The organism is Nostoc sp. NZL, from assembly GCF_015714705.1.
Lineage (GTDB): Bacteria > Cyanobacteriota > Cyanobacteriia > Cyanobacteriales > Nostocaceae > Nostoc > Nostoc foliaceum_A.
Map to the genome: position 1 here is coordinate 15,848 of NZ_WBKL01000086.1, position 15,248 is coordinate 31,095.

Here is a 15,248-nt window from a genome sequence, read left to right on the forward strand (position 1 = left end):
ACTCATCACTCCTAACTATTAACTCTTAACTATGATCTCAGGCTAGGGCTGGTACAGGAATTTCCAGGTGGGGATATAAGGGGAAGCGATCACACAATGCTGCTACCCGTTGCCGACAATCTTGGGTTACTACGTCGGAATCTGGAGAAAGCAGGCGATCGCTAATAATATTTCCAATTTCAGTAAATTCTGCTACTCCTAAGCCCCGTGTGGTCATTGCAGGCGAACCTAACCTCAGTCCACTGGTAACAAATGGCGATTGCGGATCAAAGGGAATAGTATTTTTGTTAGCAGTAATATTCACAGTACTGACTAGCTGATCTGCCTGCTTACCAGTTAGACCGACAGAGCGTAAATCCACGAGAATTAAATGATTGTCAGTGCCATTTGACACTAACTTTAAACCTCGATTTTGTAGTTGTTCTGCCAAAGCACGAGCATTTTCAATCACTTGGGCAGAATAGGTTTTAAACTCAGGCTTCAGGGCTTCTCCAAAAGCTACTGCTTTACCAGCAATAACGTGTTCCAATGGCCCGCCTTGGGTGCCAGGGAAAACAGATTTATCTAGCTTTTTACCTAATTCTGCATCGCTGGTCAAGATTAAACCACCTCTAGGTCCGCGTAGAGTCTTATGGGTAGTTGTTGTTACTACATGACAGTGAGGAATGGGATCGGGATGAAGACCAGTAGCAACTAAACCAGCAATGTGAGCAATATCGGCAAGTAAGTAAGCGCCGATTTCATCAGCAATACTACGGAATTTTTCAAAATCAATTATACGGGGATAAGCCGAATAACCACAAATCAAGAGCTTAGGACGCTCCCTCAGCGCCAGCTCCCGAATTTGATCGTAGTCAAGTTGTTCTGTTTGTTGACTGACACCGTAGTGGCTAACTTGGAACCACTTACCTGAGACATTTACAGGTGAACCGTGGGTGAGATGTCCCCCATGAGACAAATCCATCCCCATAATTTTGTCTCCTGGTTCTAACAGCGACAGGAACACTGCAAAATTGGCTTGGGCGCCAGAATGAGGTTGCACATTCGCATGAGCAGCGCCAAATATCTGTTTAGCGCGATTGATCGCTAGTTGCTCGATTTTGTCGATAAACTCACAACCGCCATAATAGCGTTTACCAGGCAATCCCTCGGCATATTTATTTGTCAGTACCGAACCTTGAGCCGCCAGTACAGCGGCGGAAGTAAAGTTTTCACTAGCAATCAACTCTAAGTGGTCTCGCTGACGCTGTAGTTCGTCGTTGATTAACTCCGCGATCGCTGGATCGGTGGAGGCAAGAAAGTCTGAGTTAGTCTTAGTCACTTCAATTATCCTTGTGGAAATTTGTACAACGGCTGATTTTGGTTGGGCGCAGCACCTAACAGTCCACTCTCAAGAGTCTATAGCCCAAAGTCTATAGTTCAATGATTTTTGACTGCTCTACACAGGCGATTAATCGTCTCCGTACTATTGAGGTTTATTTGTGCCAACTTATTTATTATTAGACGATTAATTATCATAACGTTGCTTTATGAAGCTGCGCTAAATAAAGCGTCTCTCTGTAGGACAAAAAGCTGAACGTTTCGGCAATTGACTGTGCGTAATACGACGCTTGCGGAACATGACTGTGAAGCTCTACCCTGGAAAACTTAAGCAGTCGAGATTCTTGACAAATGAAAAATTTTTTGAAACTTACCTTTAACAACGAACAAACAGCATTAGCTATTCGAGTTAATCAACAAACTGAATTACCAGATGCTCTTGAGCGAATAGGGCTTGGCGGTTCGCGTCCTGCTTTAGTAGTGGTGGGGGGTGCAAGTAACATTAGTGAAGCTGACTTTCTCCGCATTCAACGGTTGTTTACGGAAGTTTTAGCCCCCATCGCCGAAAGTTTGGGGGCTTATGTTGTGGATGGAGGTACGGATGCGGGAGTCATGCAATTGATGGGTCAGGCTCGTACCCACATAGGTGCTAAGTTTGCTTTGATTGGTGTGACTCCCGAAAGCAAAGTGGTTTTACCTAATCAACAAGAACCTGCTGCTGATTTGACACCGTTAGAGCCAAACCATACTCATTTTATACTAGTTCCTGGCAATAATTGGGGCGATGAGTCTCCTTGGATATCTGGCGTTGCAACTGTACTGGCCAATAAGGCACCTTCGGTAACTGTACTTTTAAACGGTGGTGAGATTACTTTTGAGGATGCGTTTTCTAGCGTTAATACTGGAAGGTTAGTTGTTGTGATTGCTGGTAGTGGTAGAACCGCAGATATACTTGCAGATGCTTTGCGTGGACAGGCTACCGATGAACGAGCTAAAAAATTAGCGAAATCTGGTACATTACAATACATCGACTTAATCGATATAGAGAAGGGAGTTGAAAACTTAAGCAAAACAATTCAAAATTTGCTTTCTAATTAGGAGTTAATAATGGCAAAAAAAGATAGTTATCAGGAATTTTTAAAGGAAGATTTTAACCAGTTATTTGAAGGTATGAAGTTAGGCGATGTGCAAAGACATTTTTTGCGATCGCGCTGGTTAGACCAAGTACTATGGATGGAAGGTAAGGCAAATTTCTCACGCGATCGCCACTATTTTTGGCGGATAACAACTATTATTGGTGGTGTAATTCTCCCAGCGTTAGTAAGTTTAAACATTAACAGTAATCTACAAGTTAACAATAATAGAGCCAGGGATCTCATTCTCTGGTCAACTTTTGGTTTAAGCCAAATAGTTGCTATTAGTGCTGCCATTGAAGAGTTTTTTCACTATGGAGAACGTTGGCGGCACTATCGCCGGACAGTCGAATCTTTGAAAACCCAAGGATGGCAATTCTCACAGTTGACAGGGCCTTATCGTAATTATACAACCCATGAACAGGCGTTTAATGTTTTTGCAGGTCATGTAGAAGATATTATCCAACGAGATGTGGAAATATATGCCACTCAAGTTGTACAAGAAAAGAAAGAAGAACAACAGAGTCAGGAAAACTATTTTCTGATGCCAAATACAAAGATAACCAATTTGGAAGAAAAGAAAGAAGAAGAATAAAATCAATAAACCAATATACAGCAATAGTTTGGGGTTTGGAGCAAAATTTGCTCTAGTTACCTTCTTTTTAAGGATGGTTAGGGAGGATAAAGAATTAATCCAAACGTATTGATTTAAAACCACTCTCATCTGCGTTGGCGCAGCCCGCCGCAGGCATAGCGAGGAGATAGAAATTATCACTTTTTTAAATAAACTCTCCCCCGTTAGATAAAAACATGAGGAGAGCTAAAACCAAAGTCCGGTAGGGTAATCGGGCTACTTATGTTTTTATTATTTATGGACTTTATCTGATTCCTCCTTAAGACATATAAATATCTCATTGGAATTATATGTTGGTAGCTTAAAAGAAAATCCCCATTTCTAGATAGCAATGGGGAAATAGGAGTTAAAGTTCGTCAGGTGATCGGAATATCTGTTTATTTTGTCTTGATACCATCTTTCTCAATTCCTCCGCTAGATAGATAAATATTCTATTAATATGTTCAGGTATGTATCTCTTAGCACTATAAGGTTAATTTTAAGAATAATAGAGATGTATTAGGGGCGCACAGCTAGCTGTACACCCCTACTAAAAACCTGTTATTTATTGCAACTGAAAACCGCTATATCTGACAATAAGCTTAGGTTAAGAATTGATCTTCCCTAACCCTCCTTAAAAAGGAGGGAACTAGAGTAAGCCTTTTGTAAACAGGGCCATTTCATTCGAGAAGAAACGGATTTTGTCAAGATCATAAGCAAGAAATCAGCATCTTCGTTAGTAATCGAAAAATTACCGCCTCAACGAATAATTAACCTCCCTTGGGTACAGTATCTCCAGGTCCAGCGGTGACAATTACCAGATTTTCTGGCTTAATTAAATCCTCAATTGCCTGTTGCATCTGAGGCTTAGTGACTGCTTGAATCCGCTGGGGAAACTCTCGGATTTCTGATCGTGAAAGTCCCAAGACAGCATTATTCAAAATGATGCTTGATACATTACTGGGATTAGCTAAATCCACGGGGAAGCTATTAGTAATTGAGCGCTTTGCCGTGTTGAATTCAGCCTCAGTCACTCCTTGTTCGCGCAACTGTTTGAGTAAAGCGAGAGTACTGGCGATCGCTTTTTGGGTATCAAGAGGAGCAGTCTGCATCTGAATCAAGAACGGGCCGGGATTGATTCCGGCGGCAAAAGCACTATAGATACCGTAGGTTAGACCAAGGCGATCGCGCACTTCCGTACCCAAGCGACTCGACAAGGTATCACCACCCAAAATTTGATTCAGTACCAGTGCTGCATAATAACGTGGGTCTTTCCGAGAGATGCCGTTGTAGCCAATGTAGGTAACAGCCTCTGCTTTACCAGGAATTACTTTGTTTACACGTGTCAAAGTTTGCGGTAATGGCACGGTTGGGATTTTAAGCACAGGTGGCTTACCTGTGGCTTCCCATTTGCCAAACGCCTGATTCAGCAAATCTTTTACCTTAACTGGATCAAAGTCTCCCACTAAAGAGATCGTTGTGGTATCTGGTCGGTAGTGTGTCTGGTAGAAGGCAAGCAAATCATCACGAGTAATACTCTTTAAACTCTCAGCCGTGGGAAAGCTATGGAATGGATGATTCTCAGGGTAAATTGCTTGCTGGAATACTTGTCGTCCCAATCCTCTGGGGTCATCTAGCTGGACTTTAAGATTTGTCAACGCCCGTTGGCGACTCAGTTCTAACTGTTCGGCAGGGAAAGTGGCGTTTTCTAACACATCTGCCAGAGTTTGAATCAATATCGGCAGGTTCGTTGAAAGTCCCTCACCGCTAACGCTAACTCCCTCGCGGCTGGCACTGAAGTTCAAACCGGCTCCCCGGTCTTCTAAGGTTTTTGCTAGGGTAAGAGCATTTTTAGTCTGCGTCCCATTCATTAAGTTGTTTGCAGTCAGATTCGCTAATCCAGCTTTTTGATTACCATCAAATTCAGTACCAGCATCAATTTGTCCACTCAGGTTAATGGTGGGAAGGTTGCGATCGCGCAAGAGCAAAACCCGCAAACCATTATTTAAGGTAAACTCTTCTGGTAGTGATTGTTTGCTCGAATCTGTAGCTGATGTGGCAGGTGGCAGATATTTAGCCAGTTCTGCTGGATCTACAGGTTTACCGGGGCTAAAATTTTCCACTGTGCGACCAGAACCAGCGCTAGAAGCCCCTGGTTTGCCATCTGGTTGAGTTGGCTCAAAGAAACCGATGGTTTGTTTAGCCGGATTTAGGTAGGTTTTCGCTGCTTGCTGCACCTGGGCTGGGGTGACTTTTGCGATAGCAGCCAGATACTTTTCAATAAAACGATAATCGCCGGCCACAGTTTGGTTATATCCAAGTTGGCTAGCTTGACTAGTGATGTCTTGGTTACCCAAAACAAAGGAGGCTTGTAGTTGCGTCTTCGCCCGGTTTAATTCTTCTGTAGTAACTGGCTGCTGTTGCAATTTTGCTAAGGTTTGCTGGAGCACCTGAGCAATTTTCCCTAACTCTTGACCCGGAGCTGCCGTAGCATTAATTTCATACCAACCGGGTTCGATGAGTTCGGCAGCACCGCCACTAACTGAGCTAGCGAGTCCAGATTCTACCAAAGCCTGATAAAGTCTAGAGCTACGCCCACCTGTGAGAATGGCATCCATCATATCAATTGCCGGGACATCAGGATGTTTGATATCTGGCAGAGGATACACTGCTTGCAGTAGTGCCGCGCTTCCAGGTTGCTTTAAAACAATAGGCGCTTTTTTAGTAGTAGGGGCAACCGGAGAAGAGGCGGTGATATTTCCCCTCACTACGTCCCCACGTCCTTGCGTCCCCGTGTCCTCTTTTTCTCGTTTTGCCAACTTCCCATAAGTTTCTTTAACAACTTTGAGTACAGGTTCTGTGGCAAAATCCCCTGTAATTACCAATGTGGCATTTTCTGGGCTGTAATAGGTTCGGTAATAATTCCGCACCTGCTCCACCGTGAATTTTTCTACATCAGCTTTTGTACCTCCTACAGGTAAGCCATAAGCTCTGCTAGGAAAAGCATCTCGCATCACTGCCCGACTCAGACGATAGTCTGGTGAATTTTCGTACCCTTGTAATTCGGAGATCACCACCCGCTTTTCACTTGTGAGCTGTTCAGGCCCAACTAAAGAGTTTTCCATGCGATCGGCTTCCAGTGTCAACAATGCTTCGAGTTTGTCTCGTTGCACTGTGCCAAAGTAAGCTGTTTCGTCATAACTAGTAAAGGCATTGAACTGGCTACCCAAGGCACTAAACAACCTTCCGAACTGCACTGGACGGGCAGTTGTACCTTTGAACATCAAATGTTCTAGCTGGTGAGAAATGCCATTTTCTCCCTTAACTTCGTTACGTGAACCAACTTTATACCATACTTGTACGCTCACTACTGGAGCGGTATGGACTTCCTTAGTTAGCACTGTTAAGCCGTTGTCCAATACCGTTTTTTGCACCCCTTGGGTGAATGAGAGAGCAGATACAGGTGCGACTGCTGTTGGTGTTGCAGCAGTGGTGAAATTGCCCGAAAAAGGCACAATACTTAGGAGAAGGCTGAGTAAAAACCCGATAATCATATATGAGCGTAGCTTCATAAGCAATACGAAATTCAAGTTGATAAAACACAATTAAAGAAGAAATGCAAAGGTTCAATTTCCAAAATTCCAAAACCTCTCATTTTTAATTTTGCATTTGAGTAATTATGGTAATTATTTAATGCTAAGTCATGTCACAAGTTACCATCCGGCTGGAAACACCACGATTGATGCTACCTACATTTCAGGATAGTTACATGATGCCGTTCTTAGCCATCGCTGTGACTCAGAAGTTGCGAAGTATTAGAGTTGGAATGCGCCTTACCCAAAAGTCGAAGCGATCGCATTTATAGAATTGATCAAGCAGTCAATACAAAGTGTGTTGAGTGGTATCATCTGGCGATTGAACTCAAGGCAACAGGTCAAAAGAGGCAGGGGAGCAGGGGGCAGGGAGCAAGGGGGAAAACTGAGACGGAAGCTCAGACTCCGCCCCAGTAAGAGCGCCCTTTATGGCGAGGCTTCATACCCATGTTCCGCTCCGCTCCACGGCTCCGGGACTCTTCTCTTGCTCCCCCAGCTAAGAGCAAAGCGCCCCTCCGCTTCTTCGTGAGGTGAGTCGCCGCAGGGGATGGGCAGCCCATCAACGGATAATTGCTCGCAGCGAAACCGTTAAAGCTAAAACTGGGATACAACCAGCCTCTACAGATTTGATTCGCAGCCTCAGAGAGGACGAAGGGCGACGTGACTAGAGTTTTGTGTTTAGATACCAGTGTTTGGATTCCTTATCTTGTACCAGAAGTTTATCAACCCCAGTCCAGAAAACTAGTAGCAGAAGCTTTAAGTCTGAGTATACGGTTAGTGACTCCAGCTTTTGCTTGGACAGAAGTTGGATCTGTGCTAAGAAAAAAAACCCGCATGGGAGTAATTACAACAGAGGAAGCGCTAGGTTTTTTTGAAGACTTCTGCGAACTGCCTATTGATTACATTGAAGAAGAGGCAATTAGGACAAGAACCTGGAAAATTGCCGATAAATATGGATTATCTACCCTTTATGATGCGGCCTTTCTTGCTTGCGCTGAGAGTGCGTCTGCGGAGTTTTGGACGGCTGATGCTGCACTGGTTAGACAACTCATAACTCGACCTGCTTATCTCCGAGAAATAGGAGAACTATAGCAGTATAGGAAAGTTTAATTTTTAATACCTATTACTGCAATGTGGGGAGAAATTCAGGGAATCATATAACCGTAGTTTTCACTTCTGCTTTCTCAGGTAATTCTTGTATGGTTAAAAGTTTATTTCTAAAATCCATCTCTTGACACAAAACAAAGAAGCTTCTTTAGGAACAACTAGTAATCACCTAAATATTAAATATCTCAAACTTGTTTATCATACTGCTAGTCAAAGAACGGACTGGTCTTACAAAGAATATTATGAAATTGGTGCTACCTTCGATTTACATTGGGCAATGAACGAAGACAATAAAAAAGGAATGGACAAGAAGGAAATTAACTAATTTTTGTTTAAGTGCCGCTAAGTAGGAGTTGGGAGTTAGGTTATTTTTTCCCAATCTCCCTGATCTCCATACTCCCTAATTCCTATTTACTGGAATGCGATTTTTCCGGCATGACAATGTTAGCGTGGGTTGATTTGCCATTCTTGCCGTTAGTATAACTGTTACCATTGCGGGGATGGATCACACCATAACCGCCGTGGTTGCGTTCGTAAATTACATTAATCTCTCCAGTTTCAGAATTGCGGAACATATAAAAGTCGTGTCCCACGAGTTGCAATTGTTCCAGGGCTTCTGCAAGGGTCATCGGCGGCATGGAAAAATATTTAGTGCGGACGACTTCGTTGGGTAATTCGGGGGTGCGATCGCCAATTAAATCTGTGACTACCGACTCTGCAACAACTACTTCTGTTGGCTGGGCATGAGTTTTCTGGTCTTGACGGCGTTCTTTGTATTTCCGCAGTTGACGGGCAATTTTATCTGCAACTAAGTCAATGCTGGCATATAGGTTTTCACTGCTTTCCTCGGCACGGATAACGCTACCGTTAGCATAAATAGTTACTTCAGCCGCTTGTCTAGGATTAATTCGAGGATTACGGGCTACGCTAAGATGCACATCCACTTCATTTGTAATGCTCTGAAAGTGACTAACTGCTTTTTCAATCTTTTGATGTACATATTCCCGAATCGCATCGGTTATTTCAATATTTTTGCCGTGGATGACAAGCTTCATGTAAACTCTCCCACTGAATATTTGATGTGTGAATTTGCTTTGTATGAAAAGAAATTGCGGTAAGGTCTATTACTCCCGCCAAAACAAATTGTGAACTCTTTCTATGTACTGCTGGTAAGCTGTGTCTAAGCTTACTGATATGGGTTTTCGCTGATTATACCCTTGATTTTCCTCCTCATCTCTGCGTCGAGATCCAATTGGATTTCCACATAAAACCCTTTGGTGAGGAAATTTGAGCCGTAGCTCTCGTAACTGTCTTCTGTGTTAAAACAACGCTTACAGAACTGTTAATAGTTGCTCCTTCTGTGTCCGGTTGAGGTTTGCTCACTGTTGATCAAGAACACGAGTATTTTATAGAAGTTGATCTTGTTTGCATATCAAACAAGATTATTAGAGCCATCAGCCAGTGCATTCGTTCTGATTATATTGGCATGATGCTTATTGCAGAGAATTCCTCCTAAAACCTATTGAGGTTGTATATTCAAGCTAGCACTTTGTATTTTCTAATGCATGTTCCCTTGACTTTCCTTTAAAATCCTTTGCAAATCTTGACATTTTTTGTCTCCAAGCCTCTAACTTGCAATATATTTTGTTCCCAATACCAGTTGATTTTTGGCATGTTCCATAGTATTTACCCATACAAAAAACGTTGTTTGTTATATAACCAAGGACTAATGCCTTACTTAGATGCTCATGCATGGCAGCGATCGCTCCTCACTGATCGTATCCATGACCCCAGTCTAGATGACGTGTTAATTTTGCTAGAACATCCACCTGTCTACACTCTGGGGCAAGGAAGCAACTCAGATTTTCTCAAATTTGATATTGACAAAGGTCAATATGATGTGCACCGAGTTGAACGGGGCGGCGAGGTTACTTACCATTGTCCAGGCCAACTGGTGGGGTATCCAATTTTAAATCTGCAACGTTATCGTAAAGACCTCCATTGGTACTTACGCGAACTCGAAGAAGTAATAATTCGCGTATTGGCAGTTTATGGGTTGCAGGGAGAAAGAATTCCGGCTTTTACTGGCGTTTGGTTACAAGGGCGAAAAGTTGCGGCTATTGGTATTAAAGTCAGCCGTTGGATTACCATGCACGGCTTTGCATTAAATGTTTGTCCAGACATGACAGGGTTTGAGCGCATTGTACCCTGCGGTATTTCTGATAAAGCTGTAGGCAGTTTAGCCGAATGGATTCCAGATATCACCTGCGAAGAAGTGCGTTTTTATGTAGCACAGTCCTTTTCTGAAGTCTTTGGTGTGGAATTAGTCGAGTCGCAGCCTAAAGAATTTTTCCATTCTGAGTAAATTCAGCTTGTAATTATGTAATAAATACTATAGCAGTCCTATTTAAATTGTGAGACACTGATAAGAGTAGTCCATATTTAATAATATTAAAATAACTATTTAACTGCGGTTGTCAAAGCTAAAATTTGATTATTTATAAATTTCTATACTAAATTTTTACGGCTGTCAAGCACAATTTTGCCCGTGAATTACTCAAATAATCTCCAGGTATATGCCCCATCGTTAACGTCTTTGAGAGAACGTGATTGGACAGCTTTGATAGAACTATTTGATAGAGACGATGGTGATGAAATTGAAGCCGACATCCATAGTAGTTTGTTTTGGCTGATACCTGAACCTTGTTGGGAAGATGATCCGTTTGATTTCTTGCGCGAGTACCTTTAAGTAGTGCAGAGTGGGAGTGGTGAGTTTAAAGGAAGGTGGATTTAGCTAAACTATAAAAATCAAAATTTTTCAACATTTCCAAAAATGTGAACACCGCAGGCACATGGAGGGAATTAGATAGAATTGCAGTTGCAATTACTCTCTTTAGTGGTGCAGGTAAACTGTATACCTGCACCTTTGGGGGAATGGGTACAGCTGCTAAACGAGGCATAATAGCCGCTCTCAGCCCTTGATTCACCATACTAACGACTGTGGAATCTTCTTGGATGTCGCTAGCAGTATTTATTGGGATTGCTAAAGTCTTTAAGTGGTTATGAAGAATGCGTCCACAAGGTGTGCAAGGAAGTAAAACAGGTGGATAGGCTGCTATGTCTTCCCAAGTAATTTCTGAACTGCTAATTTTGGTCTGTGGTGGTAGTAAAGCTAGATACTCATCCTGAAAAATTTCCCAGGTGTCAAATTCTTCACCAGTTGGTAGACAGGTAATACCAATATCGGTACGTCCGTCACGCAAACACTGTTCTACATCGGTGAAAGCAGGACACTCTATGATTGTGACAGCAATTTCTGGGAATTGATTATGAAATTGTGCGTAGGCGTAGCCCGCCGTAGGCATCGCTTTTGGTAATAAATGGGTGGCGACGCTGCGAAAAGCCGCAATTCGTACATGACCACCATGTAAACCTTTATGCAGGTTTGCTTCATGCTGCATCATCTCTAGATGCTGCATAGCTTGACGAGCATGATACAAAATCCGCTCTCCAGCCGGTGTCAGTACAGCACCGTGACGACCTCTGGCAAATAAAGGCACACCTAATTCTTCTTCTAAGGTAGCGATCGCATGACTAATCGCAGGCTGGGAAAGCTGCAATTCTAAGGCTGCCTCACTAAAGTTACCACGATCTGCTACTGCAACTATGGCTCGAAGTTGGGAGAATTTCATGGGCAATTGGTGAGAACAAGGGTATACACATCCTGATTTAATTGTGACAAAAAGGTTGTATTCGTGATTTTTTATATCTATAAATCATATTTATGGAACCTATGCAAGCCATGATTTGATTCCTAATTGAGATGTTGCTAATGTTTTATTTACTGAGAAACTTTCAGGAATAATTTTATGAACAATGACATTAGGTGTCTCCCAAAAGAAGATGCAAAAATCAATTGTACTCCGTTATTGAATAAAGAATTCAACTCCAAATTTTGGGGATTTCTACATAAATTATGGAAAAAATTTGTCAAAATAATCCTAGCAGATCCTAACGAATTACAAGTTTGGCAAAAGGTTGACCGCTACGGTAATATCTATTGGCAAGCTTACGATCCTGCAACTGGAAAATCTTTCTCTTCAGGTTCTCAAGCGGATGTGTATATGTGGATTGAGCAGCTTTATAGGTATTAAAAATATGACGCAACTAACTTTAGTAATTGGTAATAGAAATTATTCATCTTGGTCACTCCGCCCTTGGCTGGCGATGAAGCAATTTGGTTTGGAATTCAATGAAATTCGGATTCCTCTCTACAATAGTCCAGATTATTCCTCAAAAATTCGGCAATACTCTTCATCAGGAAAAGTACCTGTGTTGTTGCACGATACGCAAACTGTGTGGGATTCTCTGGCTATCTGTGAATATTTAGCTGAAACGTTTCCGACTCTGCAATGGTGGCCGGAGGATAAGGCCGCAAGGGCATTAGCCCGCTCCATAACTGCGGAAATGCACTCAGGCTTTCAAAATCTGCGTCAGAATATGCCGATGAACTGCCGTACTAAATATCCTGGGAAAGGTTTAGCATCTGGTGTACAACAAGATATTGATCGCATCACCAGCATCTGGCAAGAATCACGCCAAAAATTTGGGGATGGTGGCGATTTTTTATTTGGAAATTTTGCGATCGCTGATGCATTTTTTGCTCCAGTTGTCCTGCGGTTTGTAACCTATGATGTACAGTTAAATCCTGTTTCTAGAAATTATGTAGAGGCAGTTTTGGCGCTTCCAGCCATGCAAGAGTGGATAAAGATAGCAAAGAGTGAGACAGAAATTCTCTCTCAATACGAGTTTTAGGTAAAGGGTAAAAAAGAACATGAACAGCAGGGATATTTCAATTCGAGATGCAAATCAAAGGGATATTCCTGCCATTATGGAATTGATTCATTTGAAAGCCGAATTTGATGGGTGTCCTAATTCTGTAGAAGCAACACCTCAAAAGTTAGAAATTGATCTATTTGGAGAAAACCCACTTGCTTTTGTACTTTTAGCTGAGGTTGATGGAGATACTATTGGATTAGCAACCTATCACTTTATCTATTCAACTTTTTTAGCAAAACCTGGTATTTGGCTTGATGATTTATATGTCAAGGCTGAATATCGAAGCCACCGAGTCGGTCAGGCGCTGATGCTACGCTTGCGCCAGATTGGGCAGGAAAAAAGCTGTGGCAGAATCGATTGGACTGTAGGTGTATCTAACAAGCGTGGAATCAAGTTCTATGAAAGAATAGGTGCGAAGATCATCAACAAAGTAAAATTATGTCGCTTAGATGGTCAAGCACTAAGTAGGTAAAATTTAAGCTAAGGGAGCGGGAGTAGCTCAGGCTTCCTTAGTTTATAACTGGTTAATAAGAGGATTAGTATAAATAGTGCCTTCAGAGCCGTAGACAATTTCCAATCTGCCACAGCAGGAGTTGATATATATAAATTATTCTCAAACAAAAGTTAAATAATTGTAATTTTTAATAGTATTAATACAAATTTAATATAGAAATATGTTTCTATAACAATAAAAAATATCTCATAATTTGGTATTATTTTCTGGGTATTATAATATTGAAATAAATCTTTTTTTATAAAAAATACCTAAATCCAGCCATTTAGCAAGTAAAAATATATTTACTGAGTATCAACACACCGAGGGCTAATAAAGATAAACTAGATAAAATAGAAATTAAAAATTAGTAACTGCAACATAATAAGCATTGAAGAAATGAATTGTTGATAACTGTCATAACAGCTTAAACACTTTTCTATAGTCAACTTCAAGCAGAATACATAGATGCGGATAATTGGACATATCAACTACAAAAGGTACTACCCATGAGTTCCCGCGCACTGCTGTTAGTAAATCGTCATGCCCGCCAAGGGCAAAAGGGTCTGTCGGAAGCGATTGAATATCTGAAGACACTCGGCTTTGATTTAATTGAGGAGTCTACAGAAGACCCCAAACATCTTGCTGAAGTTATACTTCGCTATCAGCATCAAGTTGATTTGGTAATCATTGGCGGAGGTGATGGCACTCTTAATGCCGCAGTAGATACTTTAGTTGATACTCAGTTGCCTTTAGCAATCTTGCCTCTAGGAACTGCCAACGATCTAGCGAGAACTTTAGGAATCCCAAATTCCCTCAGCGAAGCTTGCAAAATTATTGCCTATGGAAATTTACACCGCATCGACTTAGGGTGGGTGAATGGCAAGCACTTTTTTAACGTTGCCAGTCTGGGATTGAGTGTAAAAATTACCCAACGCCTTACCAAAGAAGTCAAGCGTCGTTGGGGAATATTTGCTTATGCCACCACTGCATTGCAAGTAATTTGGGAAGCTAGACCTTTTACTGCGGAGATTGTAATCAATGGTGAATCAGTTCGCGTGAAAACAGTGCAAATTGCTGTGGGTAACGGCCGCTATTACGGGGGCGGTATGGCAGTGGCTGACGATGCGACAATAGATGACCAAAGACTAGACCTCTATAGCTTGGAGATCAAACATTGGTGGCAGATTATACTATTACTCCCTGCGATGCGACAAGGGCGACATATACATTGGAAGAGTGTACGCTCTCTTCAAGGTCAAGAAATAGAAGTGCGGACTCGCAAACCTCGCCCTATCAATACAGATGGTGAAATTACTACCTACACACCTGCTCATTTTCGGGTTATACCTAAAGCTATAGCTGTTTTAGTACCTCCAGAAACCAGGAGTTAGGAGTTATTCTCCCCTATCTCTCTCTACTACAAATGTGGGAATTCGCATCAACTCACGCCAAATGCATCTGAGATTTTCCCAAGATATAAAGTCCCTGTTGCAACGCCTAGCTGAACAACCGCTGACTCTAGGTGATATTTTGGCAGAAACCTCAGAACGAGGGTTCTGCTTGGTAATTACATTATTAGTTTTGCCATTTTTATTTCCTATGCCACCGGGATTAACTGGTCCTTTTGGTGGTGCTTGTTTACTGTTGTCAGCGCAAATGGTTTTAGGGAGGCGATCGCCTTGGCTCCCTAAAAGAATTGCTAACTACAAGTTTCCTCGTCCCTTTGCTCTGTTACTTTTGCAAAATTTGGGACGTCTTACCAAAGTGTTACAAAAAATCGCCCGTCCCCGATTTGCAAAAATAGCCCATAATCCTTTGATTTGGCGAATTAATGGGCTTTGTATCTCTTTGTTAACAGTATTGCTAATATTACCAATTCCCTTTACAAATCCCATTCCCACTGTAGGAATTTTATTTTTGACTGTTGCCACCATCGAATCTGATGGTTTATTAATTTGCATCAGCTACGGTATTACTGTCCTAATTACCTTGCTCTTTGTATTTCTTGGTTATGCAGTATGGTTAGCTCCCAGTTTGCTGCCATCTATATTTAAATAAAAAAAGCCCTCAGCCTAAAACTGAGAGCTGTAATTTATTAGGGTGCATCTACCATTTATTAATCCGCTTGATTGATTGCCATATCCGGG

The 15,248-nt window shown here is 41.9% G+C and carries 17 protein-coding genes; 13 read left to right on the forward strand and 4 right to left on the reverse strand.

Translation table 11 applies throughout. The features are described from left to right. Positions 1–37: 37 nt before the first annotated feature. Positions 38–1,321, reverse strand: a complete 1,284-nt coding sequence (glyA, locus tag F8R90_RS12695) for a serine hydroxymethyltransferase (protein ID WP_196511035.1) — start codon at positions 1,319–1,321, stop codon at positions 38–40. 350 nt (positions 1,322–1,671) lie between these two features. Between glyA and F8R90_RS12700 the strand changes: the two genes are divergently transcribed. After that, positions 1,672–2,418: a hypothetical protein gene (locus F8R90_RS12700; protein WP_196511036.1), complete on the forward strand. Its 747-nt coding sequence runs from the start codon at positions 1,672–1,674 to the stop codon at positions 2,416–2,418. Between the two features lie 9 nt (positions 2,419–2,427). Beyond that, a complete protein-coding gene (locus F8R90_RS12705) occupies positions 2,428–3,048 on the forward strand; it encodes a DUF4231 domain-containing protein (protein WP_196511037.1) in 621 nt (206 codons plus the stop codon). A 788-nt stretch (positions 3,049–3,836) separates the two neighbouring features. Here F8R90_RS12705 and F8R90_RS12710 read toward each other — a convergent pair. Next, complete coding sequence (locus F8R90_RS12710) at positions 3,837–6,638, reverse strand: M16 family metallopeptidase (RefSeq protein ID WP_196511038.1); 2,802 nt, start codon at positions 6,636–6,638, stop codon at positions 3,837–3,839. A gap of 131 nt (positions 6,639–6,769) precedes the next feature. Here F8R90_RS12710 and F8R90_RS12715 point away from each other — a divergent pair, with 131 nt between their 5' ends. From F8R90_RS12715 to F8R90_RS12730, 4 genes are all read left to right on the forward strand, one after another. Then, positions 6,770–6,931 carry a hypothetical protein gene (locus F8R90_RS12715; protein WP_196511039.1) on the forward strand — a complete coding sequence of 54 codons (162 nt, stop codon included), beginning with the start codon at positions 6,770–6,772 and terminating at the stop codon, positions 6,929–6,931. Positions 6,932–7,189: 258 nt separating this feature from the next. Then, a complete protein-coding gene (locus F8R90_RS12720; RefSeq protein ID WP_196511040.1) occupies positions 7,190–7,327 on the forward strand; it encodes a hypothetical protein in 138 nt (45 codons plus the stop codon). Continuing rightward, positions 7,320–7,751: a type II toxin-antitoxin system VapC family toxin gene (locus tag F8R90_RS12725; protein ID WP_196511041.1), complete on the forward strand. Its 432-nt coding sequence runs from the start codon at positions 7,320–7,322 to the stop codon at positions 7,749–7,751. The genes F8R90_RS12720 and F8R90_RS12725 overlap by 8 nt, the downstream gene beginning before the upstream one ends. A 139-nt stretch (positions 7,752–7,890) precedes the next feature. Then, entirely contained in the window at positions 7,891–8,091 is a 201-nt protein-coding gene (locus F8R90_RS12730) for a hypothetical protein (protein ID WP_196511042.1), read from the forward strand. 82 nt (positions 8,092–8,173) lie between these two features. Here the strand turns inward: F8R90_RS12730 and hpf are convergent, their stop codons facing one another. After that, positions 8,174–8,821: a ribosome hibernation-promoting factor, HPF/YfiA family gene (gene hpf, locus F8R90_RS12735; RefSeq protein ID WP_196511043.1), complete on the reverse strand. Its 648-nt coding sequence runs from the start codon at positions 8,819–8,821 to the stop codon at positions 8,174–8,176. Between the two features lie 617 nt (positions 8,822–9,438). Here hpf and lipB point away from each other — a divergent pair. Together lipB and F8R90_RS12745 are read left to right on the forward strand one after the other, a co-directional pair. Further along, positions 9,439–10,131 (forward strand): lipoyl(octanoyl) transferase LipB, encoded by a 693-nt coding sequence (gene lipB / locus F8R90_RS12740; RefSeq protein WP_196511044.1) that lies wholly within the window; start codon positions 9,439–9,441, stop codon positions 10,129–10,131. Between the two features lie 183 nt (positions 10,132–10,314). Next, complete coding sequence (locus tag F8R90_RS12745) at positions 10,315–10,515, forward strand: hypothetical protein (protein ID WP_104909088.1); 201 nt, start codon at positions 10,315–10,317, stop codon at positions 10,513–10,515. 25 nt (positions 10,516–10,540) lie between these two features. On the opposite strand, the gene F8R90_RS12750 is transcribed toward F8R90_RS12745, so the two are convergent. Continuing rightward, positions 10,541–11,458, reverse strand: coding sequence for a LysR family transcriptional regulator (locus tag F8R90_RS12750; protein ID WP_196511045.1), 918 nt, complete (start codon positions 11,456–11,458; stop codon positions 10,541–10,543). 177 nt (positions 11,459–11,635) lie between these two features. Between F8R90_RS12750 and F8R90_RS12755 the strand changes: the two genes are divergently transcribed. The 5 genes from F8R90_RS12755 to F8R90_RS12775 all read left to right on the forward strand — a co-directional run bounded on the left by F8R90_RS12755 (position 11,636) and on the right by F8R90_RS12775 (position 15,159). Beyond that, positions 11,636–11,920, forward strand: a complete 285-nt coding sequence (locus tag F8R90_RS12755) for a hypothetical protein (protein ID WP_230966285.1) — start codon at positions 11,636–11,638, stop codon at positions 11,918–11,920. A 4-nt stretch (positions 11,921–11,924) separates the two neighbouring features. Beyond that, on the forward strand, positions 11,925–12,581 hold the full coding sequence (locus F8R90_RS12760) for a glutathione S-transferase family protein (RefSeq protein ID WP_196511046.1): 657 nt from the start codon (positions 11,925–11,927) through the stop codon (positions 12,579–12,581). A gap of 19 nt (positions 12,582–12,600) precedes the next feature. Beyond that, the gene (locus tag F8R90_RS12765) at positions 12,601–13,077 is read left to right on the forward strand and encodes a GNAT family N-acetyltransferase (RefSeq protein ID WP_196511047.1); all 477 of its coding nucleotides are present in this window, start codon (positions 12,601–12,603) and stop codon (positions 13,075–13,077) included. A gap of 530 nt (positions 13,078–13,607) precedes the next feature. Beyond that, complete coding sequence (locus tag F8R90_RS12770) at positions 13,608–14,492, forward strand: lipid kinase (protein WP_196511048.1); 885 nt, start codon at positions 13,608–13,610, stop codon at positions 14,490–14,492. Between the two features lie 61 nt (positions 14,493–14,553). Next, positions 14,554–15,159 (forward strand): exopolysaccharide biosynthesis protein, encoded by a 606-nt coding sequence (locus F8R90_RS12775; RefSeq protein ID WP_196511049.1) that lies wholly within the window; start codon positions 14,554–14,556, stop codon positions 15,157–15,159. The last annotated feature ends 89 nt before the right edge of the window (positions 15,160–15,248 follow it).